This is a genomic window from Streptacidiphilus anmyonensis, assembly GCF_000787855.1.
In the GTDB taxonomy this organism is placed as follows: domain Bacteria; phylum Actinomycetota; class Actinomycetes; order Streptomycetales; family Streptomycetaceae; genus Streptacidiphilus; species Streptacidiphilus anmyonensis.
In genome coordinates, this window is record NZ_BBPQ01000011.1 from 46,179 (window position 1) to 72,399 (window position 26,221).

22 protein-coding genes are annotated in these 26,221 nt (G+C 71.5%); 10 read left to right on the plus strand and 12 right to left on the minus strand.

Features of this window, described 5'->3' with window-relative positions; translation table 11 throughout:
• Positions 1-206 precede the first annotated feature (206 nt).
• Positions 207-1,835 carry a DUF5691 domain-containing protein gene (locus TR50_RS13540; RefSeq protein ID WP_042420114.1) on the plus strand — a complete coding sequence of 543 codons (1,629 nt, stop codon included), beginning with the start codon at positions 207-209 and terminating at the stop codon, positions 1,833-1,835.
• Positions 1,836-1,888: 53 nt separating this feature from the next.
• Here the strand turns inward: TR50_RS13540 and icmB are convergent, their stop codons facing one another.
• Positions 1,889-2,302 carry a coenzyme B12-dependent isobutyryl CoA mutase small subunit gene (gene icmB, locus TR50_RS13545; protein ID WP_042420116.1) on the minus strand — a complete coding sequence of 138 codons (414 nt, stop codon included), beginning with the start codon at positions 2,300-2,302 and terminating at the stop codon, positions 1,889-1,891.
• A 483-nt stretch (positions 2,303-2,785) separates the two neighbouring features.
• On the opposite strand from icmB, the gene TR50_RS13550 reads away from it, so the two are divergent.
• Positions 2,786-3,583, plus strand: coding sequence for an alpha/beta fold hydrolase (locus tag TR50_RS13550; protein WP_042420119.1), 798 nt, complete (start codon positions 2,786-2,788; stop codon positions 3,581-3,583).
• A gap of 109 nt (positions 3,584-3,692) precedes the next feature.
• Entirely contained in the window at positions 3,693-5,039 is a 1,347-nt protein-coding gene (locus TR50_RS42510) for a M23 family metallopeptidase (RefSeq protein WP_052440975.1), read from the plus strand.
• 43 nt (positions 5,040-5,082) lie between these two features.
• Here TR50_RS42510 and pcrA read toward each other — a convergent pair whose 3' ends face one another.
• Together pcrA and TR50_RS13565 are read right to left on the minus strand one after the other, a co-directional pair.
• Positions 5,083-7,707, minus strand: a complete 2,625-nt coding sequence (gene pcrA / locus TR50_RS13560) for a DNA helicase PcrA (RefSeq protein ID WP_042420122.1) — start codon at positions 7,705-7,707, stop codon at positions 5,083-5,085.
• The gene (locus TR50_RS13565; RefSeq protein WP_084700203.1) at positions 7,691-8,239 is read right to left on the minus strand and encodes a low molecular weight protein-tyrosine-phosphatase; all 549 of its coding nucleotides are present in this window, start codon (positions 8,237-8,239) and stop codon (positions 7,691-7,693) included. The genes pcrA and TR50_RS13565 overlap by 17 nt, the downstream gene beginning before the upstream one ends.
• Before the next feature lie 99 nt (positions 8,240-8,338).
• On the opposite strand from TR50_RS13565, the gene TR50_RS13570 reads away from it, so the two are divergent.
• Positions 8,339-8,902: an RNA 2'-phosphotransferase gene (locus TR50_RS13570; protein WP_042420126.1), complete on the plus strand. Its 564-nt coding sequence runs from the start codon at positions 8,339-8,341 to the stop codon at positions 8,900-8,902.
• Between the two features lie 173 nt (positions 8,903-9,075).
• Positions 9,076-10,011, plus strand: coding sequence for a PhzF family phenazine biosynthesis protein (locus TR50_RS13575; protein WP_042420129.1), 936 nt, complete (start codon positions 9,076-9,078; stop codon positions 10,009-10,011).
• Between the two features lie 146 nt (positions 10,012-10,157).
• Here the strand turns inward: TR50_RS13575 and TR50_RS13580 are convergent, their stop codons facing one another.
• A complete protein-coding gene (locus TR50_RS13580; RefSeq protein ID WP_042420131.1) occupies positions 10,158-10,826 on the minus strand; it encodes a LuxR C-terminal-related transcriptional regulator in 669 nt (222 codons plus the stop codon).
• Positions 10,823-12,211: an ATP-binding protein gene (locus tag TR50_RS13585; protein WP_236654403.1), complete on the minus strand. Its 1,389-nt coding sequence runs from the start codon at positions 12,209-12,211 to the stop codon at positions 10,823-10,825. Before TR50_RS13585 ends, TR50_RS13580 begins: the two co-directional genes overlap by 4 nt.
• 119 nt (positions 12,212-12,330) lie before the next feature.
• On the opposite strand from TR50_RS13585, the gene TR50_RS13590 reads away from it, so the two are divergent.
• Positions 12,331-13,821 carry a PspC domain-containing protein gene (locus TR50_RS13590; RefSeq protein ID WP_042420132.1) on the plus strand — a complete coding sequence of 497 codons (1,491 nt, stop codon included), beginning with the start codon at positions 12,331-12,333 and terminating at the stop codon, positions 13,819-13,821.
• Entirely contained in the window at positions 13,818-14,048 is a 231-nt protein-coding gene (locus TR50_RS13595; protein WP_042420134.1) for a hypothetical protein, read from the plus strand. Before TR50_RS13590 ends, TR50_RS13595 begins: the two co-directional genes overlap by 4 nt.
• Here TR50_RS13595 and TR50_RS13600 read toward each other — a convergent pair.
• Together TR50_RS13600 and TR50_RS13605 are read right to left on the minus strand one after the other, a co-directional pair.
• Positions 13,997-14,488 (minus strand): DoxX family membrane protein, encoded by a 492-nt coding sequence (locus TR50_RS13600; protein ID WP_084700207.1) that lies wholly within the window; start codon positions 14,486-14,488, stop codon positions 13,997-13,999. The two genes, TR50_RS13595 and TR50_RS13600, sit on opposite strands and share 52 nt — an antisense overlap.
• Positions 14,489-14,627: 139 nt before the next feature.
• Positions 14,628-15,425 (minus strand): class II aldolase/adducin family protein, encoded by a 798-nt coding sequence (locus tag TR50_RS13605; protein WP_042420138.1) that lies wholly within the window; start codon positions 15,423-15,425, stop codon positions 14,628-14,630.
• Positions 15,426-15,871: 446 nt separating this feature from the next.
• On the opposite strand from TR50_RS13605, the gene TR50_RS13610 reads away from it, so the two are divergent.
• The 3 genes from TR50_RS13610 to TR50_RS42515 all read left to right on the plus strand — a co-directional run bounded on the left by TR50_RS13610 (position 15,872) and on the right by TR50_RS42515 (position 18,200).
• Positions 15,872-16,465 carry an RNA polymerase sigma factor gene (locus TR50_RS13610; RefSeq protein ID WP_042420140.1) on the plus strand — a complete coding sequence of 198 codons (594 nt, stop codon included), beginning with the start codon at positions 15,872-15,874 and terminating at the stop codon, positions 16,463-16,465.
• Positions 16,462-17,277: a hypothetical protein gene (locus TR50_RS13615; protein WP_042420142.1), complete on the plus strand. Its 816-nt coding sequence runs from the start codon at positions 16,462-16,464 to the stop codon at positions 17,275-17,277. Before TR50_RS13610 ends, TR50_RS13615 begins: the two co-directional genes overlap by 4 nt.
• A gap of 263 nt (positions 17,278-17,540) precedes the next feature.
• Positions 17,541-18,200 carry a hypothetical protein gene (locus TR50_RS42515; protein WP_152648389.1) on the plus strand — a complete coding sequence of 220 codons (660 nt, stop codon included), beginning with the start codon at positions 17,541-17,543 and terminating at the stop codon, positions 18,198-18,200.
• 127 nt (positions 18,201-18,327) lie between these two features.
• Here TR50_RS42515 and guaA read toward each other — a convergent pair whose 3' ends face one another.
• The 5 genes from guaA to TR50_RS13645 form a co-directional block, all read right to left on the minus strand.
• Positions 18,328-19,923 (minus strand): glutamine-hydrolyzing GMP synthase, encoded by a 1,596-nt coding sequence (gene guaA / locus TR50_RS13625; RefSeq protein ID WP_042420144.1) that lies wholly within the window; start codon positions 19,921-19,923, stop codon positions 18,328-18,330.
• Positions 19,924-20,013: 90 nt separating this feature from the next.
• A complete protein-coding gene (locus TR50_RS13630) occupies positions 20,014-20,433 on the minus strand; it encodes a chorismate mutase (RefSeq protein ID WP_084700211.1) in 420 nt (139 codons plus the stop codon).
• A 1,081-nt stretch (positions 20,434-21,514) separates the two neighbouring features.
• A complete protein-coding gene (locus tag TR50_RS13635; protein WP_042420146.1) occupies positions 21,515-22,165 on the minus strand; it encodes a TMEM175 family protein in 651 nt (216 codons plus the stop codon).
• 171 nt (positions 22,166-22,336) lie between these two features.
• The gene (locus TR50_RS13640) at positions 22,337-24,145 is read right to left on the minus strand and encodes a GMC family oxidoreductase (RefSeq protein ID WP_042420148.1); all 1,809 of its coding nucleotides are present in this window, start codon (positions 24,143-24,145) and stop codon (positions 22,337-22,339) included.
• Positions 24,146-24,218: 73 nt separating this feature from the next.
• Positions 24,219-25,841 (minus strand): succinic semialdehyde dehydrogenase, encoded by a 1,623-nt coding sequence (locus TR50_RS13645; RefSeq protein ID WP_042420149.1) that lies wholly within the window; start codon positions 25,839-25,841, stop codon positions 24,219-24,221.
• Between the last annotated feature and the right edge of the window lie 380 nt (positions 25,842-26,221).

Here is a 26,221-nt window from a genome sequence, read left to right on the forward strand (position 1 = left end):
CTCCCCGAACCCGTCCTTCTCTGCTCGGCCCCGTGCCCGAAGGCCGGGCTCTCGCTGCACCTCGCCCGACCCGCCAGTCCGCTCCGCCGGCTCCGCGCCGCCTCGAAAGGATCGCTGTGCCAGGGATCGCTGAGACAACGAACGCGGCGACAACGACCGCGGTGACATCGACCACCGTGGCAGGAACCGCAGGGACAAGAACCGCAGTGACGCGAACTGCTGAGACCAGGGCCGCTGAGCCCTGGACGGACCTCGTCGAGGAGGCGCTGCTCGGCACCAATCGGCGCGCGAGCCCTGGCCTGCTCGACCGGGCCGCCGCCGCGACCCTGGCCCGGCGAGCCGGGCTTCGGCCTGCGCCCGCGCCGGAGCCCCCCGCCCCCGCGCCGCACGAGAGCCGCCCGCCACTGCCCGCTCCCGCGGTCCGGCGGCTCGCGACCCTCCTCGCCGAGAACAGCAGCGAACTGCTGCCGCAATGGCTGGCCACCGCTCGGCGGCGCGGCTTCGCCGCTCCGCCTGAGCTTCTTCCGCCGCTCCTCGACGCGGCACGCCAGCGCAGCGATCTGCGGGCGGACGCGGTGGCCTTCGCCGGGGCGCGCGGCCACTGGCTCGCGGCCCTGAACCCCGAGTGGCGCTATGCGCTCCGCGTCCCGACCGCGGAGGCGCTCGCCGAAGCGGACACGGCAGCGAGGGCGGACGACGCGGTCGACGTCCGCGCAGCCGACGCCGAAGCGGCCGACATCTGGCAGGAGGGGCTCTTCGCCGAGCGGGTCACCCATCTGAGCCGGCTGCGCCGCCGCGACCCCGCGGCGGGTCTCGCCCTGCTGCGGTCGACCTGGGCCACCGAACGGGCCGAGGACCGGCTGCTCTTCCTGGACACGCTGCAGGAGGGGCTCTGCCTGGACGACGAACCGTTCCTCGAAGCCGCCCTCGCCGACCGGGCCAAGAACGTCCGGGCCACCGCCGCCGAACTCCTCTCCGCGCTCCCGGGATCCGCGCTCGCTGCGCGCATGGCCGACCGCGCCCGCCGCGCGGTCACGATCACCGGCGAGGGCGGTCTGCTCGTCGCCCCGCCCGAGGTCTGCGACGCGAGCATGCAACGCGACGGCATCGCCGCGACCTCGCCGACCGGACGGGGCGACCGGGCCTTCTGGCTGGGGGAGATCGTCGCAGCCACGCCGCTGACCTTCTGGTCCGAGCTGACCAGCGCCTCAGGCATCCCGAAACCGAACGTCTCAGCCCAGGACATCCCGGAATCAGGCGCAACAGGTTCGGGCGGAGTTTCGGGGAACGTCGCAGGCCCCGCGAGCGCCGCGACCACACCGGACTCCGTGCTTGCCCGGGCGGTGACACCGGCCTGGGCCGACGAACTGCGCGAGGGCTGGGCGCGGGCGGCCGTGCGCCAGCATGACGCCGACTGGGCACGAGCGCTGCTGGCCGAGCGCCGGAGTGAGGCCCACGCGCGTGCGGCGACGGGTGGCGCGCCGTCCCGGCTGCTCTCCGTGCTGCCCGCCGTCGAGCGCGCGTCGTGGACGGCGCGGTTCGTTGCCGATCTCGGGCTCGCTGAGGCGTTCCAACTCCTGGTCACCTGTCCCGCGCCGTGGCCGGACGACCTCTCCGACGCGGTGCTCGACGCACTGGCCAAGGCCGCCAGAGCCGGGGCCTATCCGTGGAGTCACAGCGGGGTCCTCGGCGTGGCGGAGCGGTGTCTGCCGTTCTCGGCGGCGGCCCGCCTCGACACTCTGGCCGTCGAGGCGACCTCTGCCTGGGCGGAGGTCCTCACCCGGCTGGCGGACACGCTGCGCACCCGCGCGGCGATGCTCGCCGAGCTCGCCTGACGGCGGTCCCTCGGGTGCGGCCTGGGCTGAGGGCCGAGGCCGCCGAGGGGTCGTCAGGCGCTGGCGCCGGTCCGCAGATGCGACTCGACCCAGCTCACCACATCACGGGTCGGCGCGCCGGGGGTGAAGATCTCGGCCACACCGAGGGCCTTGAGCTGCGGGATGTCGTCGTCGGGGATGATGCCGCCACCGAAGACCACGATGTCGGCCGCGTCGCGCTCGCGCAGCAGCTCGACGATCTTGGCGCAGAGGGTCATGTGCGCGCCGGAGAGGATCGACAGGCCGATGCCGTCGGCGTCCTCCTGGATCGCCGTGTCGACGATCTGCTCCGGGGTCTGGTGCAGGCCGGTGTAGATGACCTCCATGCCGGCGTCGCGCAGCGCCCGCGCGATCACCTTGGCACCACGGTCGTGACCGTCGAGCCCCGGCTTGGCCACCACGACGCGGATCGGGCCGGACACGCCCATCTTCTGCCTCCTGCGTTTCTGCGTCTTTGCAGCTGCTGCGTTAACCGGCGTTACCACCCGGTGGTGGAACGTTATCGCCAGCGGGGCGGAAACGCCGTTTCGCCGACCCAAGGGAGGGGAGAATCACATCGGTTCGTACGTTCACCCACCCGTTCGTCGCCTGTCCGCCGCAGGTTCGCCTGTCCGTTCGCCGTCTGTTCTTCGAGCCAGTTCGTCCGCCGTTCACTGCGCGTGGGATCGATCCGCGTCCGGCCTCGAGGTCGTCCACCCCTACCTCGGCTCGGAGTCTGCACGGACGTTCCGGGGCGCAGCGGGGAGTCGTCAGCCGCCACGCGCCCGCCGACGCGCCGCGCCGTCCGCACCGCCCGCCTGTTCGACCGTCCCGCCACGGTCGGCGGCCTGCGGTGACGTGTGCGGACGCCCGCCTGCCCGCGTCCCTGCCGCGCCTCCTCGGGAGCCCGCACCTACGGGGAGGTCGGAGCCGTGAGCATCCCGTTCTGCCGTGCAGCCGCGCTCGCTCGCGGCGTCGGCCTGGAGGGCGCCGCCCTCACCGGCCATCTCCTGCTCTACCCGGGAGGTTTCACTCCCGAGCGCCGTCCCTCACCCGGGCGGCTGCACTGCGCGCACCCCTCAGGCTCCGGTCACAGCCCCGTGCTGCTGGTGCACGGCCTGTTCGACAACCGGGCCGTGTTCACGGTGCTGCGCCACAACCTGCACGTCCACGGCTGGGACCACGTCCACGCGTTGAACTACAACCCCTTCAGCCTCGACGTGCCGCGCGCGGCGACGCTGCTCGGCCGACACGTCGAGAGGCTGCGCCGGGTCTACGGCGGCGAGCCGGTGACGATCATCGGTCACAGCCTCGGCGGCCTCATCGCCCGCTTCTACGTGCAGCGTCTCGGCGGCGACGCCTTCGTCCCCCGTGTGGTCACGCTGGCCACTCCCCACCACGGCACCGAGACGGCCCGGCTGCTGCAGCCGCTGCCGATCGTCCGGCAGTTGCGCCCGGACAGCGAGGTGCTGGCTGCCCTGGGGGAGCCGGCCACGGGCTGCCGCACGTGCTTCCTGTGCTTCTGGGGCGATCTGGACCCCGTGATCCTGCCGCCGCGCAACGCCGCGCTCCGCCACCCGGACCTGCACGCGGAGAACATCGTCATCCGGAATGCCGGCCACCTCTCCCTTCCGATCCACGGGGAGGTGCTCGCACGGATTCGCGAATGGCTTGGACAATCCCAAGATCCCTTTGGCATGGGTGATATGACCAGTAGTCAGATCGCTTGATCGGGCCAATTGCCGGGCGGGCGACAAAAGGCCGGATCCCTTGTTTCTCGTCCAGGTCTGGGGATACAGTCACGGTCACTTTCCCCACTGCCGAGGTGGTTAGGATCCCGTGACCGCTGACACCAGTTGGTACGGCCAGCAGACACTGGTTCCTCCCGACTCCAGCCACCAGCCGTACCCGCCGTACGGGACCTACGCGGATCCGTACGAGACGCACGGGAGCTACGGGGATCCCTACGCGGCGCACCACCAGTACGGGTACGCGCAGCAGCAGCACGATTACGCCGCCCCGTACGACTACGGGGCGGCCTACGGTGCGGGCTACGCGACTTCCGCGACCCAGCCGACCAGCGGATACGTCTGGCCGGACTACTACCAGGCGCACAACGCGCAGCACGAGGCCACTCTCGTCGTCGAGTACGGCGGCTCCACGGACCACGTCGCCCACAGCGCCTACCCGGGCTACGTCACACACCACGGCTACGCCGCCTACCCCGACCACGACGCCTGTCCGGACTACAGCGTCTACGACACCGCGACCGACGTGTCCCGTGACGCCACGGTCGCCGGGCCCGGCGACGGCTTCGACACTCTTGTCGCCTCCCCGGTCGACGAATTCGGCGGGTCGGGCCCGGGCGCGGCTCGTGAGGTGCACGAAGTACGTGAAACAGCCGAGGCGGTCTTCGGCAGCCAGGCCGCCGAAGACCTGGCCGGCGACGGCAGCGGGCCGCGGAGCGACGAGGAGGGCGGCTGCCCCGGCGATGCCGGGCCCGGCTCCCGGCGGCGTGGCGTGCGCCGCCGCTCGGCCGTGCTGACGATCGCGGTGCCATCCCTCGCCGTGCTCGGCGTCGCGGGGGCGGCCGCCGCGACCATGGGGCCGTTGCGCGCGCACCACACCGACACCACCGCGGCCTCCACTTCTGCGACCAGCCAGGCCAAGGCGCAGGCACTGGCCGCCTCGGAGGCACGCGACGCCGCCCAGCGGGCCGCCCGCGACAAGGCGCGCACCGCTCTGCAACTGCGGGAGGCCGCAGCTCGCAAGGCGGCGGCCGAGGCGCCCCGCTACGTGCTGCCGATCGCGTACCACACGGGCCTCAGCGCCCTGTTCGGGCAGGCAGGCACGCACTGGATGCAGCTGCACACGGGGATCGACTTCCCGGTCCCCGTCGGCACGCCCGTCCACGCCGTCACCGGGGGGACGGTGACGACGGAGTGGAACCCGTTCTACGGGTACATGGTCAAGCTGACGGCGCCCGACGGCACCGTCACCTGGTACTGCCACCTGAGCTCGTACCGGGTGCGCAGCGGACAGGTGAAGGTCGGCGACATAATCGCCTACTCCGGCGACACGGGGAACTCCACCGGACCCCACCTGCACTTCGAGGTGCACCCCGACGGCGGCCCGGCCGTCGACCCGTTGCCCTGGCTGCTGGCCCGGGGCCTGGACCCGCGCTGAGCGCGGCTCCGACCCCGGCCGCGACGGACCGAACCCCCGCGCCCTAGAGCTTCTCGACCGGCGCGTAGCGCAGCAGCAGCTGCTTGGTGCCCTCCGCGCCGAAGTCGATCGTGGCCTTGGCGTCGTCCGCCGGACCGGAGACCGACACGACGGTGCCCAGACCGAACCGGTCGTGAGTGACCCGGTCCCCCACAGCCAGCGTGATCACAGGGCGGTCCTTCATGCGGCCTGCGCTCTTGCCCCAGCCCGCCGCCGGGGAGGCAGAGCGTCGGCCAGTCGCCGAACCGCCGCCCGCGCCGCCGCCGAAGCCCCCGCCACCGCCGGAACGCCCGCCGAAGCCGCCAGGAAGGGCCGCTGCGGCCGTGCGACGCTCGTCGACGAGCGTCGTCGGGATCTCCTCCAGGAACCGGGAGGCGGGGTTGTACGAGGGCTGGCCCCAGGCGCTGCGCAGAACGGCGCGCGAAAGGTAGAGCCGCTCGCGCGCGCGGGTCAGGCCGACGTAGGCGAGACGCCGCTCCTCCTCCAGCTCCTTGGCATTGCTCATCGCCCGCATGTGCGGGAAGACGCCGTCCTCCATGCCGGTCAGGAAGACGACCGGGAACTCCAGACCCTTGGCCGTGTGCAGGGTCATCAGGGTGATGACCCCGCGCCCCTCGCCGTCCTCGTCCGGGATCTGGTCGGAGTCGGCGACCAGCGCGACCCGCTCCAGGAAGCCGGGCAGGCCCGTCTGGAGCGGCTCCCCGTCGGGACCCTCCAGGGGCTCCTCCTGCTCGAACTCCAGCGCCACGGCAGCGAGTTCCTGCAGGTTCTCGACGCGGGTCTCGTCCTGCGGGTCGGTGGAGGCCTGGAGCTCGGCAAGGTAGCCGGTCTCCTCCAGCACGGCCTCGAGGATCGCGGCAGGGCCCGCGCCCGACTCGACGACGCCCCGCAGCCTGGCCATCAGCTCGTTGAACTTGTTCACCGCGTTGGCGGAGCGTGCGGCCATCCCGTACGCCTCGTCGACCCGCAGCAGCGCCTGCGGGAAGGAGATGCGCTCGCGGCTCGCCAGTGCCTCGATCATCGCCTCGGCACGCTCGCCGATGCCTCGCTTGGGCACGTTGAGGATGCGCCGCAGCGGCACCGCGTCCTCCGGGTTGGCCAGCACGCGCAGGTAGGCCAGGACGTCCCGGACCTCCTTGCGCTCGTAGAAGCGCACACCGCCGACGACCTTGTAGGGCAGGCCGACGCGGATGAAGACTTCCTCGAAGACACGGGACTGGGCGTTGGTGCGGTAGAACACCGCGACGTCGCCGGGCTTGGCGTCGTCCTTGTCGCTCAGTTTGTCTATCTCGTCGGCGACGAACTGGGCCTCGCCGTGCTCGTCGTCCGCGACATAGGAGACGATCTTGACGCCCTCGGCGCCCGCCGTCCACAGGTTCTTCTTGCGGCGGTTGCTGTTGCGCTCGATGACGGAGTTGGCCGCGCTGAGGATCGTCTGCGTGGAACGGTAGTTCTGCTCCAGCAGGATCGTGGTCGCGTTGGGGTAGTCCTCCTCGAAGTCGAGGATGTTGCGGATCGTCGCGCCGCGGAAGGCGTAGATCGACTGGTCCGCGTCACCGACCACGCACAGCTCCGCCGGCGGGATCTCGGCGAGCTGCGCCTCTGCCGGGTTCACGAACTCGCCGTCGACGGTCTTCTTCGGGCCCTGACCGCTGGCGCCACCCGTGAGCTCGCGCACGAGCATGTACTGCGCGTGGTTGGTGTCCTGGTACTCGTCGACCAGGATGTGCCGGAACCTGCGGCGGTAGTGCTCGGCGGCGTCCGGGAACGCCTGGAGCAGGTTGACGGTGGTCATGATGATGTCGTCGAAGTCCAGCGCGTTGGCCTCGCGCAGGCGCCGCTGGTAGAGCGCGTAGGCCTCCGCCAGCTTGCGCTCCATCGGGTTCTCGGCCTTGGCGGCGTAGGTCTCCTCGTCGATGAGCTCGTTCTTGAGGTTGGAGACCTTGGCGGTGAAGGACTTCGGCGGGTACTGCTTCGGGTCCAGGTCCAGGTCGCGGCAGCACAGCGCCATCAGGCGCTGCGAGTCGGCCGAGTCGTAGATCGAGAAGCTCGAGGTGAAGCCGAGGCGCTTGCTCTCGCGGCGCAGGATCCGGACGCAGGCGCTGTGGAAGGTGGACACCCACATGGCCTTCGCCCGCGGGCCGACCAGCGCCTCGACGCGCTCGCGCATCTCCCCGGCGGCCTTGTTCGTGAAGGTGATCGCCAGGATCTCGCCGGGCTGGACGCGGCGCGCGGCCAGCAGGTACGCGATGCGGTGGGTGAGCACGCGGGTCTTGCCGGAGCCGGCGCCGGCGATGATGAGCAGCGGGGACCCGGCGTGAACGACGGCCTCGCGCTGCTGCGGGTTCATCCCGTCGAGCAGCGTCTCCGCGTCGATGACCGGATGCGCCGTGCCGTTGCGGTAGTACGACGCCGGAACCGGCTCGGCCGGGTCGAAGCTCCGGAAGAGCCCGTCCGGGATCTGCTCCTCGTAGGCGCCGGCTTCGTCGTAGGCGCCGCCCTCCCCGTAGGCGTCTGCGAACGCCGGGCCGAAGTCGCCGCCCTCGTACGGGGGCTCGTCCTCGGCGGGCGTCGTGGGCGCGGGGACATCCAGGCCGGGCAGGGGGATGTCGTCAAAGAGGCTGCTCATCACCCACGAGTCTAGGACGCCCCACGGACACCCCGGGACGCCTTCGTCCGACCAGGGTCCTGACCTCGGCGAGCAGGCCGTCGCACCCCGCCTCGCAGAGGCGGAGCACCTCCTCGAAGCCGGACTCGTCGCCGTAGTACGGGTCCGGGACGTCGAGATCGTCGCTGTGGGAGTCGGGGTCGAAGGACCGCAGCAGTCTGATCTTGTCCGCCTCCTCCGGGGTCCGTGCCAGTCGGCGCAGCACCCGCTCGTGCCCCCGGTCGAGGGCGATCACCAGGTCGAGCCCGCGGAACCAGTCCGGATGGAACTGCCGCGCGACGTGCTCGGTCCCGTAGCCGGCTTCCCGCAGCACCCGCACCGCCCGCTCGTCGGCGGGGTCGCCCTCGTGCCAGGAACCCGTGCCCGCGCTGTCGACCGCGACCAAGTCCGCCAGCCCCGCCTCACCGAGGCGCTCCCGCATGACCTGCTCGGCCATGGGCGAGCGGCAGATGTTCCCGGTGCAGACGAAGCAGATGCGCATCACAGACACCATGTTCCCCTGCCACGCCGGCCCCGTCGCACCCGCTCCGCAGGGAAACCGGCAGCCGAAAGTCACACGACAGCCCACGCAGACGCCCCCTACCGTCGCGGTATGGAAGACAACAGAACAGACGAGAACCGAAGGATGGTCCGAACGTCCAAGTTCCTCTCCCGAGTGCTCCGGCACGACCCGGCGCTGATCGGGGTCCGCCTGGACCAGGCCGGCTGGGTCGATGTGACCGAGTTGCTCGCGGCCGCGGCCGCGCACGGGCGTCGGATCACCAGGGCCGAACTCGACCGGGTCGTCGCAGAGAACGACAAGCGACGTTTCGCCTTCAGCGCCGACGGACGCCGCATCCGCGCGAGCCAGGGACACACCGTGCCCGTGGAGCTCGGCTACCAGGAGGCCGCACCGCCGACCGTACTGTTCCACGGCACCCATCCGGCCGTTGTGAGCGCCATCTGGCGCGAAGGCCTCCGGCCGATGCAGCGCCACGCCGTCCATCTCTCCACGGACCGTGAGACTGCGGAGCGGGTCGGGGGCCGGCGCGGGCGTCCGGTGGTCTTCACCGTCGACGCGGCGGGGATGGCGGACGCCGGCTTCGTGTTCCAGGTCAGCGCCAACGGGGTGTGGCTGACGGAGCGGGTCCCGCCGGAGTACCTCGGCGGCGGGTAGACGGGCCCGCGCACATGGGTCCCTTGCTCGAACCCGCTCACAAAGGACCACGTACCAGCAGATGAACGCGGGCCGCCGTGTCTCCCATCCCGGCGCCGCGGTGGAGTACGCCCCCATTGGCGAGATGCCCGTCGTCGGACCCGCGCGGCCGGACCAGAGCCTAGGGTCGGCACATGACGCCACCACCTCCGCAGGGCAGCGACCGGACCGCCGCGGTGCCCGTCACGGTCGTCCACGCGTGCCTGCGCGACGGGACAGGTGGGAGTCCGACCGCGGTCGTCGCCGAGTCCGACGCCCTCGACGACGCGGCACGCCGCCGGATCCCAGCCCTGGCTCGCACCTCCCATGCCGTCTTCGTCGACACGCGCAGGCACACCGGAGAGACCACGGTCCGGTTCTTCACCGCGGAGGGCGAGCTGCCCGCGTGCGGCCACGGCACCGTGGCGGCACTCGCCTACCTGGCGGAGCGTGCGGACCTGCGCGCCGCCGACGAACAGCGGGGGACGAGGCTGCGGGCCACCGCCACCGGGCAGCCGATCGACGGGCTGACGGCACACCAGAAGGGTCTACTGAAAGCCGAGTTCGCGGTCCCCCAGGTGACACTGCGGGAGCCCGCCAACGACGAGCTGGCCCTGCTGCTACCCGCTCTCGGTCTGCCGCTGGTCCGGGCCGCCGCCGTCGCCACCCTCGGGCGGCCGCGCCTGCTGGTGCAGGCACCGAGCCGTGCCGCCCTGCGCGGCCTGAGCCCGGACCTGCCGGCTCTGGATGCGGCCTGCCGGCAGCTCGACCTGCTCGGCTGCTACGTCTACGCCGGCCCGGCAGCCACCGAAGGGCGCCTCGCGGCGCGGATGTTCGCCCCGGCCATCGGCGTCCCCGAGGACATCGCCAACGCCAACAGCACCGCATGCCTGGCAGCCGCCCTGCACGCGGCCGGTGATCTCGGCCTCGAAGCCTCCCGGCCCGGCAAGCTGGCCGTCGACATGGGCGACTCCCTCGACAGCCCGGCGACGATCACCGCCACCGTGACCGCCGTCGCTGGTGACCCGCCCCGCATCCGGGTCGGCGGAACGGCGCGCGTCGGCGCGACTCTCCGACTCGACCTCGGCTGAGCACGCCGCCTCTGGACCGCCCTGCCGACCGCTGGGAGCCGGGCGGCCCACTGGCCGCCGCGCGTCGGTCGCTGTCCGTCGGTCGCCGCCGGCCGGCGAGAAGGCTCAGCACACTCCGCGCCGAATGCGGCCGAGTGCTGCGGGCCCTAAACCAGCCGACGGGCCGTCGCCCAGCGGGTCAGCTCGTGGCGGTTGCTGAGCTGGAGCTTGCGCAGCACCGCGGACACATGGCTCTCGACGGTCTTCACGGAGATGAACAGCTGCTTGCCGATCTCCTTGTAGGCGTAGCCGCGCGCGATGAGGCGCAGCACCTCGCGCTCCCGCTGGGTGAGGCGGTCGAGGTCCTCGTCCACCGGAGGGGTGTCCGTGGCGGCGAAGGCGTCCAGGACGAATCCGGCCAGACGGGGCGAGAAGACCGCGTCCCCGTCACGGACCCGGAAGATCGCGTCGACCAGGTCCGTGCCCGTGATGGTCTTGGTGACGTAACCGCGTGCGCCGCCGCGGATGACCCCGATCACGTCCTCGGCCGCGTCGGAGACCGACAGTGCGAGGAACTTGACGCCCTCCAGCGAGGCGCAGCGCCGCAGCACCTCGACGCCTCCGCCGCCTGGCAGGTGGACGTCGAGCAGGACGACGTCGGGCTTCGTGGAGGTGACGACGGAGACGGCCTGTTCGACGTCGGCCGCCTCACCCACCACGTCGACGTTGGTGCGCTCGGTCTGGCCGATCTCCGCGCGGACGCCCGTGCGGAACATCCGGTGGTCGTCGACGAGGACCACCCGGGCCGTGGGTCGGTCCATGTTCGCGCCGCTCATCCGCTCGCCCTCTCCATCTCCAGCTCGACCTCGGTGCCCCCTGCGGGGGCCGGTCGGACGCGGGCGTGCCCGCCGTTGCGCTGCATCCGCCCGATGATCGAGCCGCGCACGCCCATCCGGTCCTCCGGGACCGCGTCCAGATCGAAGCCGGGCCCGCGGTCGCGGACGAACACCCACACCGTACTGCCCTCGACCTCCGCGTAGACGGAGACGGGCTCCCCGCCACCGTACTTGGCGGCGTTGACCATGGCCTCCCGGGCGGCCTGGAGCTGTGCGCCCAACTTCTCGTCCATGGGGGCGTCCCCGACGCAGATCACCTCGACCGGCACCCCGTGGTGGTCCTCCACTTCGGCCGCGACCTTGCGGATGGATTCGGCGAGCGTCTCCGGCTTGCTCGCGTCCTTGGGCTCGCCGGAGCGGTAGAGCCACTGGCGCAGATCCCGCTCCTGGGCCCGCGCCAGGCGGGCGACCTCCTTGGAGTCGTCCGCGTGGCGGAGGATGAGCGTGAGCGTGTGCAGCACCGAGTCGTGGATGTGGGCCGCGACCTCGGCCCGCTCCTGCGCCCTGATCCGCTCGCGGCGCTCGGCGGTCAGGTCCTGCCACATGCGCAGCAGGTAGGGGCCCGCCAGCAGCAGCACCCCGGCCAGAACCACCAGGACGGCCTGCATGACCTTGCCGAACTCCGCCAGGGAGCCGGAGACCACCAGGAAGCTGATCACCCCGCCGGCGACCAGCACCACGCCCGCTCCCAGCCGCAGCGTGACCGCGCCCCGGCTGCTCTCGTCGAGCGAGAACCAGCGGGACCAGCGGGAGTCGTCCACCTGCCGCCAGACCAGGGCCACCCCGGCCCCGGAGATGATCACCGGCCAGAAGTACGGGTCGTCCTGGCCCGCGGTCAGCACGTTGATCATGACCAGCACGCCCGCCAGCACCGCGACCAGCACCAGCAGCCGGCCACGGTCCCGCACCGCGGCTCTGCCGCCGGCACCGCCGTCCGTCCCGCCCTCGGCGGGATCCCCTCGGAAGAGCTGCTGCAGGGCCGTCCTGGAGCGCCGCAGCGCGCCCGGCCGCCGCCCGCCCGGGGCGGCCTCGGCAGCCCCCGCGGGCCGCCCGGCCACGCCGACCCCTCCGGCCCGGCCCATGGGCACCACGAACCAGAAGGCGGCGTACAGCACCAGCCCCAACCCCTGACCCAACGTCAGCACGACGAAGGCGGCCCGCACCCAGAGCACCGGGATGCCCAGATGCGCGGCGAGGCCGCTGGCCACGCCGCCGACCACGCGCCCCTCAGGACGGCGATACAGCTTGCGGACCGGCGCCGCGGGCGGGGCGGCCAGATCGGTCCGCGGAGCCGGGCGGTCGGGGTGGAGGTCACTGGTTGCCACGGGTCGATCGTCACACGACGCGCGTGCGAAAAGCATCAGGGTCGACCCCGGAGGTCGCCCTGGTTCGGTTGCGGCCGTGTGTCAGGGTGGAAGTCAGGGTTCGACCAGGGAGATGCCGGATGGGCACAGCCGCCGACGGCCTGCAGGATGAGGGCATGGACGCGACCACCAGCACACACCCACAGCCGGAGGGCGATGTCGCTCCCGACGGCGGCCAGGAGCCTGAGCGCTCCCGCCCGCCGCTCGAGCGCAGCGCCAGCCACCGGGTGGTGACCGGTGTCTGCGGCGGGCTGGGCCGCCGTCTGAACATCGATCCGCTGGTGTTCCGCGTCGTGATCGCCGTGCTCTGTCTCTGGGGCGGTGTCGGGCTCTTCATCTACGGCGTGGCCTGGTTGATGATCCCGATGGAGGGCACGGGCAAGAACGAGCTGCAGCGCCTGATGTCGGGCCGGGTCGACGGACAGTCGCTCGGCGCGGTGCTGGTCACCGTGCTCGGCACCGGGATCTTCTTCTCCTACATGGGCGCCAAGGACCATGTGTTCCCGCTGCTGCTCATCGCCGCGCTGGCCTTCGCGGCCCTGCGCTACGACCCCCAGCGGCACCAGCTGCCGCCGCGCGACCCGGAATCGCCGGTCGCGCAAGAGCCGCCCCCGGCCGCACCGAACTGGTGGCAGCGACCCGACCCGCTGTTGAAGACCGCCGCACCGGCGGTCCCGGCCGACGAGGTTCCCGGTCGGCTGTCCTCGGACCCGCTGCCCACGGGCACGGTCCCGGCGGACCGCCCCTCACCGGGCGAAGCGACCGGCTTCGCCGAGGGACCGCCGACGGACATCCCGTTGACGGACAGCCTGCCGTGGGACACCTCATCCGAAGCCTCGACGGCGAGCATGTCGAGTGCCTCGAACACCTTGGGCACCCCGACCTGGGCGTACCCGGGGCAGTCGGCCGCAACGCCCCCGACGGATCCCCGAACCCAGGCACAGTCCGCCGATCCCCGCCGGGTCCGCGGCCCCTGGGGTCTGCTCACCCTGCTCCTCGCGGCGGGCGCCGCGGCCGTCGTCTACGGCGTGGGCAGGGCCCACCACGAGGTGAACGCCCTGGCCGTGCTGGCCTCGGCCCTCGTGGTGGTGGCGCTCGGTCTGGTGGCCAGCGGGTTCCTGCGTCGCCAGGCGATCGGCCTGACGGTGGTGGGCGTGCTTCTCTCGCTGGCCACGGTCACCGTGGGCGCCGCCCCGTGGCAGCACTGGTCCCACACCGCGTGGGCGCCGGTCTCGGCCACCCAGCTCCAGACCGGATACGCACTGCGCTTCGGGGACGCCACCTTGGACCTCACCCAGGTCCGGCCCACCGCGGGCCAGACGGTCTCGTCCCACGTCAGCCTCGGAGCAGGAACGCTGCAGGTCCTGCTGCCAGGCGACGGGGCCGACAGCCCCGAGGTCAAGATCAGCGCCCAGACGGGCGCGGGCGAGCTGCGGCTCCCTGACGGTGCCCGGGTCTCGGGGGTGGCCGATTCCCGCACCATCGACCTGAACCAGGCCGGGGCAGCCGCCCACGGCACCATCCAGCTCGATCTCCAGATCGGTGTCGGCCAGCTGGAGGTGGTCCGATGACTCCGCCGCCCCGTCGCCGCCGCATCCAGCTCTTCCCGGTGCTCGGTGGGCTGGTCTTCCTGGCCGTCGCGGTGTTGTACCTGCTCCAGGCGACGGGGGTCCTCCGGCTCGAAAGCCGGCTGGTCCTCCCCCTGGAGGCGGCAGGTCTGGTGGTGGCCGGCCTGCTGGCGGCGGTCTACTCCGGCCGACCGCGTCGCGACGCCAGCCAGGAGTCCAGCGAGAGGTAGGGCGTGCCCGCGAGGATCAGGGGCAACCAGGCCATCAGGTAGATCAGGTCGTTGCCCAAAAAGTACGGGTACACCTGCCAGCTGACGGTGAGGAACAGGCTGAGGCTGAGCAGCGCACCGCCCACGGCAGCGACTCGGCCCAGCAGACCGAAAAGGGTGCCGAGGCCGACCACCAGCTCGCCGACCGCGAAGACGACCGCGAAGACGGTCGGCGCCTTCAGGGCGAGGCCCAGCAGCGGACCGATGGGGCTCGACGACTTCAGGCCCTGGGTCATGGCGGCGAAGGACGTCGGGTCGGAGAGGCCGCCAAGGTAGTGCGGGTCGGTGAACTTGTAGAGGGCGGCGTAGACGAACGTCACCCCCAGGAAGACCCGCAGCGGCAGCAGCGCATAGGTGGTGCCCTGTGCCTTCAGACGCTCCCGCGCCAGCGTTCCACCCATGCTGCTGCTCCCGGCCTTCCTCAACGCGCGCTTCTCGGTCCCCGGTCACTACGCGGCCGGACCTGATCGGGTTCACGACGGCGCCGCTCCGGGCACGCCGGAACGGTACGCCGCCGGACCGCGGACCGTGCGGGCGGGGTCAGTCCTCGTCGAAGGCGCCGGTCAGCGCGTCCGCGTGGCCGGTGGTGAGCGGCTGGTAGTTGACCCAGCCGGCCAGATCGCTGCCGATCTGCTCCCGCGTGAGCAGCGCGCTCTCGTGCTCGATCGGCACGAGCTTGCCCGCCGACTGCGCCAGGAGCTGCACCTGGCAGGACCGCTCCATGGTGATGAACCACCAGGCGGCCGCGTCGACGGTGGTGCCGACCGTGAGCAGGCCGTGGTTGCGCAGGATGACGGCCTTGTGCGGGCCGAGGGCGGCACCGATTCGGCGGCCTTCCTCGCGGTCGAGGACGACTCCGGTGTAGTCATCGAAGAGGGCATGGTCCTGATAGAAGGCGCACACGTCCTGGGTGACCGGGTCCAGCAGCTGCCCCAGGGCCGAGAAGGCACGCCCGTGGGTGGAGTGGCTGTGGGCCGCCGCGACGACGTCGGGGCGGGCGGCGTGCACCTCGGAATGGATGGCGAAGGCCGCCTGGTTGACGTGGTGTCGGCCGTGCACGACACGGCCCTCATGGTTGACCAGAAGCAGATCACTCTGCTTGATCGCCTTGAAGGACATGCCGAAGGGATTGACCCAGAAGTGGTCGGTCCACTCGGGGTCGCGGGCGGTGATGTGCCCGGCGACGCCCTCCTCGAATCCGAACTTGCCGAAGAGCCGCAGCGCCGTCACGAGCCGGGCCTTGCGGTGGGCCCGCTCCTCCTCGACGCTGTCGAAGGTCGGCGGCATGGCGAAGTGGAGCTGGTCCAGGGGGATCGGCTGCGGGGGTGGGTTCGTCATACGGGGAAGCTACCCCCGGGTAGTAGGGAGCACCATAGTCCGCCCGAAGCGCACAAGGGCCGGAGAGCCCACTGCCAGCCTGACGGTTCATCATGTGACGTGCGCAACAGCGATTACCGTGCGTGATGACACGCGGTGGCACCCTGCACCCACCGGCGTGCCACTTGCATGATGCGGATGCTGCCGCTTTGTCCCAGGAGTGCGACGTGGCCCAGCGTGCCAGTTTGCTGTGAGTGACGAACTCCGGTCTGTGCGCAAGGATTTGCTCTCTTGGAATGCGCGTTTGACCGCTTCACTCCGCTTGGCTTGTCCCGTGCGAGCGCAGTGCTCGCGCCGACCGACTGATGGTTGAGCAGGTCCGTGCTGAAGTGAGGCAAGTTGAACGACACCTGTGCTCCCTCCGAATCGAGACGCCCGGACCGCCCGAGGCATCGGAGGACAGCAGCATGAAGGAGGTCTTCTTCTCCACCGGTCCGGGGCCCGACGCCTGGACCGATCCCGACCAGCCGCCCTGGCTGGCCCAGCCGGCGGAGCTGCCGCTCGGCTTCGAGCTCTTCGTCCTCTCCCACCTCGACGCCTGGCACGAATACGCGCAGTTCAGGCTCGGCTGCCCGGACCGGGCAAGCCGGGTGTGCCACGACGTCCTGCTCTACATCGCAGCCTGGTGGCACGAGTTCGAGGACGACCCCCGACTCGACCGCAACGCCTGGGAGGTCCTTCAAGCCGGGGTCACCTACGAGCAGAAGCGCCCCGAGGACAGTCCGCGCTTCATGTGGAAGATGGCGTTCGGTCATGCCATGGTCTCGGCCCGCCACGAGCTCGCCGCCGAGGAGGGGCCGGTGCTCCAGGCGGTGGCACAACTGCCGCCGCGCCAATTCGACGTGATCATCCTCAAGCACTTCATGCGCCGCTCGCGCGAGGAGATCGCCTGGCTCCTCGGCCGCACCCCGAGCACCGTGGACCGCCACCACCGCGAGGCCACGGCCGCGCTGAAGCACTTGCTGCTGACCAAGGGACGACGCAAGGGGGAGAGCGTATGACCGACGAGGAGCTCGACATGCTGCTGGCCGTCACGGCCCGGCGCTTCACGGCCCGAGACCGGAGCCCCGACGCCGGCGACGTGCTGCGGAGCCTGACCCAGGACCTGGCCGGTTTCCGAAGCGGCTCCTACCAACCCGCACCTTGGTGGGACGCCGTCTCCAAGGCCCCGGTCAAGCTGGATTCGCTGTCCCAATGGGTCCTGCACCAGCCGGGCGCGGCGGAGGCGGTACGACGGTGGGCGGAGACCGCGCCCAACACGGAGTTCGCGGGCCCGGAGCAGCTCGACCTCGACGACCTGGCCCAGATCGAGGCCAGTCTGGCGTCGCCGGCACCGACCACGCTGCCCGGCGAGTTGGAGGACGCAGATGCGGAGCACGCGCCGGTGGCCGTCGTCGGAGCCCGCGTCTTCGCCTGTCTCCTGCACCAGGCGGGGCACCCCGTGAGCGCGGCGTTCTGGTGGAAGTTCGCCGCCGGGGCACAGGACCGGACGTCGGCGTACTGCCTCTATCTGCTGCACCTCGGAAGCCGCGATCTGCACCAGGCACAGATCTGGTACGAGCAGGCGCTGCCGCGCCTCGGCGCAGCGGAGCAGAGCCCCGCGCATCTGGAGAACTTCCCCCAGCTGCTGGACAGTTGCGCGGGCAGCCGTGGCCTGCTCACCACCCGGACCCGCCGCCCGGGACCCGACCTGCAGGCCTCACTCCAGCGACTCATCAACGTGTCGGAACGTGCGGGCTACGACCAGGGCATCGCCGCGCGGCCCGACCGAGAGCTCGCGCAGACCCTGGCCGAGTACGCCGGGAACCCCTGAGAACCGCCTGCCTCCGCGGAGCCGATCGTGAACATCGTCACCTCTCTCGCCACCGCCGTCTCCGGGGGCGCGGTCGCCGCCGTGATCTACGCCGGGAGCATCGCCCTCGCAGCCCTCACAGCCATCGGCGCACGGACCCCGCAACGGCGCCGAGACGCCCGTCATGTCCTGGAGGTTCTGCTCCGTCCCCATCGCTCCGGCCGCTGCCCGGCAGCGCGCCGCCCCCAGCCCCTTCCAGGAAAGACCGAGGAGTCATGACGTGCATGAGTACAACCAGGCGTGGGACCGACACTGAGGATCTCGACCACTCGCGGCGCGAGGCCGTGCGCCGCCGCGCACGGGGCATGACGCTGGCGCAGGCGCTGCGTGCGCTCGACGGAGCACGGCGGGACGGTTCCGGCGGCGTCGAGACGTCCGAATGGACGCGCATCAGCCGGATTCTGCTCAACCTCCCGAGCGGAGCCCGATACAACCCGGGCATCGACCGACGGGTGCAGACCGAACTGGCCATGGTGGCCCACCGGCAGACCGCCGACGCACTGGCCGCCCGAGCCGCCCGTGCCGCGCAGGCAGCCCAGGCCGCACAGACAGCAGAGGCGGCGCAGGCAGCACAGGACGCACAGACGGCAGGGGCGACAGGCGCGAGAGAGGCGCCAAAGGGCGCGACGGCCGACCGAGCCGGTCGGCAGGTCACGGCAGACGCGCACCAGGCGCCGGAAGAAGACGAGGTGTCCCCGGGACAGGCTCTCGAGGCCCTCGCGGACGCCTTCGACGCCGCCACGCTCGTGGGCCGGCTCACTCCCTGGGACATCGACGCCCTCAGAGCGCTTGCCGACGACCGCCCGCTCACGGCTGTGCTCCTCGCCGCCTGGCTGCGCCGCGCCTACGTGGCCGGGTTGGAACAGCTGTGGGAGACATGCTGACGGCGGCGGTGCCGACCGGGGCGTTCCCGCTCCGGCGCCGGCCGGGCCGGAACGGCGCGGGTGCCGTCCCGACGGCAACGGGCCCCAGCCGAAGCGGCTGGAGCCCGTGGAGCCTAGGCGGGGAGGCTTACTCCCACTCGATGGTGCCCGGCGGCTTGCTGGTCACGTCGACGACGACGCGGTTGACGTCGCGCACCTCGTTGGTGATCCGGGTGGAGATCCGCTCCAGCACCTCGTAGGGCAGGCGGGACCAGTCGGCGGTCATCGCGTCCTCGGAGGACACCGGGCGCAGCACGATCGGGTGACCGTAGGTGCGGCCGTCGCCCTGGACGCCGACCGAGCGGACGTCCGCCAGCAGGACGACGGGGCACTGCCAGATCTCGCGGTCCAGGCCGGCCGCGGTGAGCTCGGCGCGGGCGATCGCGTCGGCCTCACGCAGCAGGTCGAGCCGGTCCTTGGTGACCTCGCCGACGATACGGATACCCAGGCCCGGGCCGGGGAACGGCTGCCGCTGGACGATCTCCTCCGGCAGGCCGAGCTCCTGGCCGACCATCCGGACCTCGTCCTTGAACAGCTTGCGCAGCGGCTCGATCAGCTTGAACTCCAGGTCCTCCGGGAGCCCGCCGACGTTGTGGTGCGACTTGATGTTCGCGGTGCCGGAGCCGCCGCCGGACTCGACCACGTCCGGGTACAGCGTGCCCTGGACCAGGAACTCGACCGGCTCGCCGGAGGCGCCGGCCTCGGCGATGATCTCCACCTGCGCCTGCTCGAAGACGCGGATGAACTCCCGACCGATGATCTTGCGCTTCTCCTCGGGGTCGGTGACCCCGGCGAGCGCGGTGAGGAAGCGCTCCTCGGCGTCGACGACCTTGAGCTTGACGCCCGTGGCCGCGACGAAGTCCTTCTCGACCTGCTCGGTCTCGCCCTTGCGCATCAGGCCGTGGTCGACGTAGACGCAGGTCAGCTGGTCGCCGATGGCCCGCTGCACGAGGGCCGCGGCCACCGCGGAGTCCACGCCGCCGGACAGGCCGCAGATCGCGCGCTTGGTACCGACCTGGGCGCGGATCGCGGCCACCTGCTCCTCGACCACGTTGTGCGTGGTCCAGGTCGGGGCGAGGCCGGCGCCACGGTAGAGGAAGTGCTCCAGCACCTGCTGGCCGTAGGTGGAGTGCATCACCTCGGGGTGGTACTGCACGCCGTACAGGCGCTTGGCGTCGTTCTCGAAGGCGGCGACCGGGACCACGCCCGTGGACGCCGTCACGGTGAAGCCCTCGGGCGCGGCCGAGCAGGCGTCGCCATGCGACATCCACACCGGCTGCTCGGCCGGGGTGCCCTCGAAGAGGGTGGAGCCCGTCTGCGAGACGGCGAGCGGGGTGCGGCCGTACTCGCGGGCGCCGCTGTTGTCGACGACTCCGCCGAGGGACGTGGCCATGAGCTGGAAGCCGTAGCACATGCCGAAGACCGGCACTCCGGCCTCGAACAGAGCCTTGTCGACGGTGGGGGCACCCGGCTCGTAGACCGAGGAGGGGCCACCGGAGAGGATGATCGCCTTGGGGTTCTTGGCGAGCATCTCCGAGACCGGCATGCTGTGCGGCACGATCTCGCTGTAGACACGGGCCTCACGGACACGCCGTGCGATGAGCTGGGCGTACTGCGCGCCGAAGTCGACGACGAGAACCGTGTCGACGGCGGTGTCCGCGGGGTCGGGGGTCGCTGATGCCACAGTGCGGCCTTCCGGCGGTTGCTATGAGGGGTCGACCCTCATTCTAACGGCCCAGGAGCCGACCCCTCGCCACGATGCGGGCGGCGGTGATCACACCCGCCCGCGGCACAGCTCCAGCAGCAGCATGGCGACCTCGGTACCGGGGCCGCCGAGCTGTGCGCGGTAGCGGTCGAGGATCTCCATCTCGCGGGTCAACGACAGTCGCGGACCGCCGACGGCGATCCGCGCTGCCTGCACCTCGGCCGAGACCGCGATGCGGCGGCGCATCGCCCCGAGGATCTCGGCGTCCAGCGCGTCGATCCGCCCGCGCGCCTCGGCGATGACCGCCTCGGCCGCTTCCTTGGTCAGTGGGGCGACGGCCAGTGCGGCGGGCAGGTCGGCGACGGTCGGCGCGGCGGCGGTCGAGGTGGTCGCCTCTGCGGTGACGAGCTTGCCGTTGACGGCGTCCGCGGTGACAGCCTCGCTGGTGACGGCGTCCGCGGTGACGGCCTCGGTGGTGACGGCGTTCATGTGGGTCCTCCGGATCCGGCCCCGACACCGAAGGCCCTGGCGACACAACAGAAGACGCCCCTGGGCCATCGGCCCGGGGCGCCTTCAGGGTCTGCGTCAGTTCAGACGGCATCGCCATGGCGACCGGAGCCTCCGGTGCCATAGCTAAAGAAGTAGGCCATCTGGAACATGCGGTGATTCTAGCGCGTGACCCGCCGCCAGGAGAATCGTTGACCCCGGTGACCGTACGGGGTGCCCGTCCCCGCCAGGGACGGGTTCCAGCTCCTTCCGGGGCGATCGTGCGGCAGGCAGGACCACGCGTGGGAGTGACCCAGTCCGTGGGCGCGATGAGGCGTGCGCTGTGGCGCGCGCCGTGGGACCTCGCGGCCACGCTGTGACCGGACAGCAGGGGACAGCGGCCCGGTTGCGACTGCGGAGAAGGGGTGGCCGACGAGGGGGACGCCCAGAGTCGGCCACCCCCGATCTCGCCTGTCCCGTCCCGGCCCGCTGTCCCTGACCGCCCGAGGGTGGCGCTGCGCCACCCGGCGCGCGGAGATCTCCGCACTACCGACCCGTACCACCGGTCGATCCTTGCGGAGCGTGACGAAAATCCACGGTGCCGAAGTCTGTCGAACTGGTTGCGCCGAGTGGGCCATATCCCCCACGATGCTGGTGAGGGGGTGGACCACAGGCGACAGGGGCGTCCGGCAGGAGGCCGGTCCCTGGAGCCGAACGAGGCCGGTCACTGACGGCATCCGGTGACTTTCCGTAGTTGAGCGGCCTCGAATGAGGGATGGACAGGCGCACAGATCCGCCGCGCGCCCCCGTACCCGCTGCAGTTGCCCGGATGCGCGAAACCCGACCGCATGACCGCGCGGGCCACAGACCACACCGCATGACCGACGGCGCCCCTCCCCCGGTGCCGTTGCCACAGCACCGACGTTGCCCTGACGTCGCGTGCTGACAGCAAGGGGCCCCGTCTTCCCCCGCGGGGCCCCTTGCCAGTCATCCGGGGCGCCGACCAGCCGAAGTGTCGGTCATCCGGAGTGCCAGCCATTCGGAGTGCCGGTCATCCTAGGTGCCGGCCATCCGAGGGAGTGCCTCAGAGGGACACCGCTTCCTCGTCGTCGGCGGGCGCGTCGGACTTGAGCGGGATCGGAAGTTGGTTGAAGGCGTAGTAGAGCGCCAGCACGAAGTGCAGTCCCAATGTGATCACCGGGGAGACGAAGGACAGCCCGACCAGGATCGGGTAGGCGACGGTCCCCGCCGCGAAGCGCAGCCGGGTGCCCCGCGCGGCCTCCACGTCGACGCGCCGGTCGAAGAGGTGGCCGGTACGGGTCAGCCACCACCACAGCGCCTGGAAGGACAGCGCGTGGGCGACCATGAACGCGCTGAAGACGGCCACCGAGACCTCCGCCGGGCCCGGTTGGCCGAGCCAGTCGGAGACCAGGGCCGTCGGGAACGGCAGGGCGGCGACGACCAGGAGCAGCACCAGGTTGATCACCAGTAGCCCGCGGTCGACCCGGGCGACGTAGCCGAAGACGGTGTGGTGGTTCAGCCACATGATCCCGATGACGAGGAAGCTCACCACGTAGGCGTCGTAGGCCGTCCACAGGTGGCCCAGCTCGTGCCAGGCGTCTCCGGCCGTGTGGACGCGGCCCGGGTTGACCACCGCCAGTTGCAGCACCAGCAGGGTGATGGCGATGGCGAAGACACCGTCACTGAACGCCTCGACGCGGCTGGACTCATTCATGGGCGGCAACTCTAGAGGCACACACCCCAGTTGGGGGCAGGAAACCGATCAAGGACCGACCACGGTGGACCACCGCGGTGGACCGACCGCAGCGGACCGACCCCGGATGGCCCGGCCCGGCTGGTGAGGAGCTTCACCGAGCCCGGGGCGGACCGGACCGGCCCTGCCGTGTTACTTCGCCTCGCGCGGCGGCACCTGGGGCACCGCCAGCAGCGGCAGCCGCAGTGCGCCGAAGGCGTCTTCGGGCACGACCGGGTGCGCCGGGGCGACCGGGTCGACCCGCTGGTACTCCTCGCCCTGGGCCGGCCGCGGGTCCGCCTCGCCCTTGTTGGGCCAGAAGGCCATCGCCCGCTCGGTCTGCGCGGTGATGGTCAGGGACGGGTTGACGCCGAGGTTGGCGGAGACCGTAGAACCGTCGGCGACGGTGATGCCGGGGTACCCCCACAGACGCTGGTAGGGGTCGACGACCCCGCGCTCGGGGGAGGCGGCGATCACGCAGCCGCCGAGGAAGTGGGCGGTCAGGGTGCGGCCCATCAGATCGCCGAGGTTCCCGCCGGGGAAACCGCCGATCTCGGTCGCCACGGCGTCGGCGGCGACCTCGGCGGCGGGGATGAACTTGGGGTTCGGTGCGCCGTGGCCCTGGCGCGAGCTCAGCTGCCCCTTGAGCAGGCCGCTCTTGCGCCGCGAGACGACGATCGAGTTGTCCAGCGACTGCATGACCAGACCGATGATCGTCCGCTCGGACCAGCGACGCTTGTCCAGCACCCGCATCAGCAGGTCGGGGCGCTTGACGGAGCGGCCGACCGCGCGCAGCAGGCGCGGCATGCGCCCCTCGCCCGGCACCTGAAGCGTCGTCATCAGGCTCATCGCATTGGAGCCCTTGCCGTAGCGGACCGGCTCGATGTGGGTGTGCTCGTCGGGGTGGACCGACGAGGTGATGGCGACGCCCTTGGTGAAGTCTGCGCGCTGGCCGTAGCGGTGGTCGGTGGTCATGGCGCCGACCAGCGCCTCGGAGTTGGTCCGGGTGAGCTCGCCGAGCTTGGCCGAGATGCCCGGCAGCACGCCCTCGTCGCGCAGGCGGTGCAGCAGCTTCTGCGTGCCGTAGGTGCCGGCCGAGACCACGACGTGCTTGGCCCGGACGGTCCGGAAGCCGTTCTTGGCCGGGTTCTTCGAACGCGAGTCGGTGCGCCGGGTGTCGACCGCGTAGCCGTCGCCGTCGACGCGGATCGCCATGACCGTCGTCATCGGGGTGATCTCGGCGCCCGCCTTCTCGGCGAGGTAGAGGTAGTTCTCCGTGAGCATGTTCTTGGCCCCGTGGCGGCAGCCCGTCATGCACTCGCCGCACTCGGTGCAGGCGCGGCGCTCGGGGCCGACGCCGCCGAAGTACGGGTCGGCGACGGCCGCGCCCGGCGCCGCCTTCGTGCCGTCGCCGCCGCAGTCCTGGCCGTCGCCGAAGAAGACGCCGACGGGAGCCATGTGGAAGGTGTCGCCGTACCCGAGCTTCTCGGCGGCGGCCTTCAGGTGCACGTCGGAGGGGGTGACCGTGGGGTTCTTGCGCACGCCCAGCATGCGCTGCGCCTGGTCGTAGTAGGGCGTGAGCTCCTCCGACCAGTCGGTGATGTCCTTCCACTGCGGATCCTGGAAGAACGCCTTCGGCGGGACGTAGAGGGTGTTGGCGTAGTTCAGCGAGCCGCCGCCCACGCCCGCGCCGCCGAGCACCATCACGTTGTCCAGCACGTGGATGCGCTGGATGCCGTACAGACCGAGGGCGGGCGCCCAGACGTAGTTCTTGGTGTCCCAGGAGGTCTTGGGCAGCGTCTGGGCCGTGAACCGGCGACCAGCCTCCAGCACGCCGACCTTGTAGCCCTTCTCGGTCAGCCGCAGGGCCGACACGGATCCGCCGAAGCCCGAGCCGACGACGACGACGTCGTAGTCGTAGCCCGCGTCGGCCGTCGGCTTCGCCTGCTCCTGGGAACTCATCTACGCGCCCGCCTTCGTCTGTAGTTTCGGCGTCCGGGGATCCGGAGGTGTCGGGTGGGGTAACGAGCCGGGCCTACTTGAAGCGCAGCGCCTTGAGCATGGCGAGCGACTTGCCCATCAGCTTGGCGTAGCCCTCGTCGTCGAGGCCGAACGACGGCGTCATCTGGATCACCCGCTGCACCGCGACGGTCTGCACCTCGGTGTACTTCAGGATGCCCTCGGAGCCGTGGCGGCGGCCGATGCCGGAGTCGCCCATGCCGCCCATGGGCGCCGCGACGCTCGCGTACGCGGGCGCGTAGCCCTCGTTGACGTTGACGGTACCGGTGTGCAGCCGGGCCGCGACGGCCTTGGCGTGGCGCAGGTTCCTGCCCCAGACGCTGGAGTTGAGACCGTAGGAGGTGCTGTTGGCACGGGCGATGGCGTCCTCCTCGTCGTCGAAGCGGTAGATGGAGACGACGGGCCCGAAGGTCTCCTCGTTGCAGACCGCGCTCTCGGTGGTCACCCCGTCGAGGATGGTCGGCTCGAAGAACAGCGGGCCGATGTCGGTGCGCGGCCTGCCGCCGGCCAGCACGGTGGCGCCGTTCTTGACGGCGTCCTCGACGTGACGGGTGACCGTGTCGAGCTGGCGCTGGGAGACCAGCGAGCCCATGTCGGCGCCCCAGGACAGGCTGTTGCCGAGCTTGAGTGCCTTGGTGCGGGCGACGAACTTCTCCAGGAACGCGTCGGCGACCGAGGAGGCCACGTAGAGCCTCTCGATGGAGATGCAGAGCTGACCGGCGGAGGAGAAGCAGGCCCGGACGGCGCCCTCGGCGGCCTTGTCCAGGTCCGCGTCGGCCAGCACCAGCATGGCGTTCTTGCCGCCAAGCTCCATGGAGGCGCCGATCAGGCGCGCGGCGGCGCGCTGGGCGACGTCGCGGCCTGTGCGGGTGGAACCGGTGAAGGAGACGTAGTCGGCGTGGGCGACGACCTCCGGGCCGACGACCGGCCCGTCGCCGATCACGATCTGCCAGAGCTCGGCCGGCAGCCCGGCCTCGACCATGAGCTCGCGGGCACGCAGCGCGGTGAGGGCGGTCTGCGTGTCGGGCTTGGTGACCACGGCGTTGCCCGCGACGAAAGCCGGGACGGCGTCGCCGGTGAACAGCGCCAGCGGGTAGTTCCACGGGGAGATCTGCCCGATCACCCCCTTGGGCTGACGCAGCTCCAGCACCTGCGTCAGCACCGGGAAGACCCCGCCGCGACGGCGGGGCTTGAGGTAGCCGGCGCCGGCACGTCCGTAGTGGCGGGCCTCGATCGCCGAGGCCAGCACCTCCTCGAAGGCGTGCGCGCGGGTCTTGCCGGTCTCGGCCTGGACGAGGTCGAGCAGCTCGTCCCGGTGCTTGAGGACCAGGTCGTGGAAGCGCAGCAGCACGGCGGCGCGCTCGCGCACCGGTCGCTTGGCCCAGTCGCGCTGCGCCGCGCGAGCACGGACGAAGGCGGTGGCCACATCGGCCGGGGAGGACTCGGGAATCTCCGCGAGCACCTCGCCGGTGAACGGGCAGCGGCTGGTTGCCAGCGTCGGCTGGTCACCCGCCACCACGGCGCTGACCAGGCGCGCGACCAGCTGCGGCGACACGGCGTCGGCGACGCTCCGCGCGCCGGGGGTGGCCACGGGATTGCCTTGGACGGCAGTGCTGCTGCCGGTGCTGATGTCAGTCATGCCAGGCAGCGTAGGCGGTTTCGAGCCGTTGCGATACCCACCAGTAACAGAAACCGTTCCGGTTACGAACGGTTTGTGCGGTCACCAACGGGCGCTGACGGGAACAGCGGCAACCGCGTCCTCGGACGAGCGCGCAAGCCCTCGCGGCCCACCGACGCCCTCGCGATCCACGCAGGCCCCGGCGGGCCCACACGGGCCCACGCGAGCGCGCGCACGTTGTCGCATGACGTCGCGAGGACGCGCGGGCTCGCTCGAAACGCGCGACGCGAGAACCTGGACGTGAGAAACGGGACGCGAGAAGCGGACGCGGGAAGCCGGAAGCCGGAAGCCGGAAGCCGGAAGCGGACGCGGGACGCGAGAAGCAGGACGCGAGAAGCAGG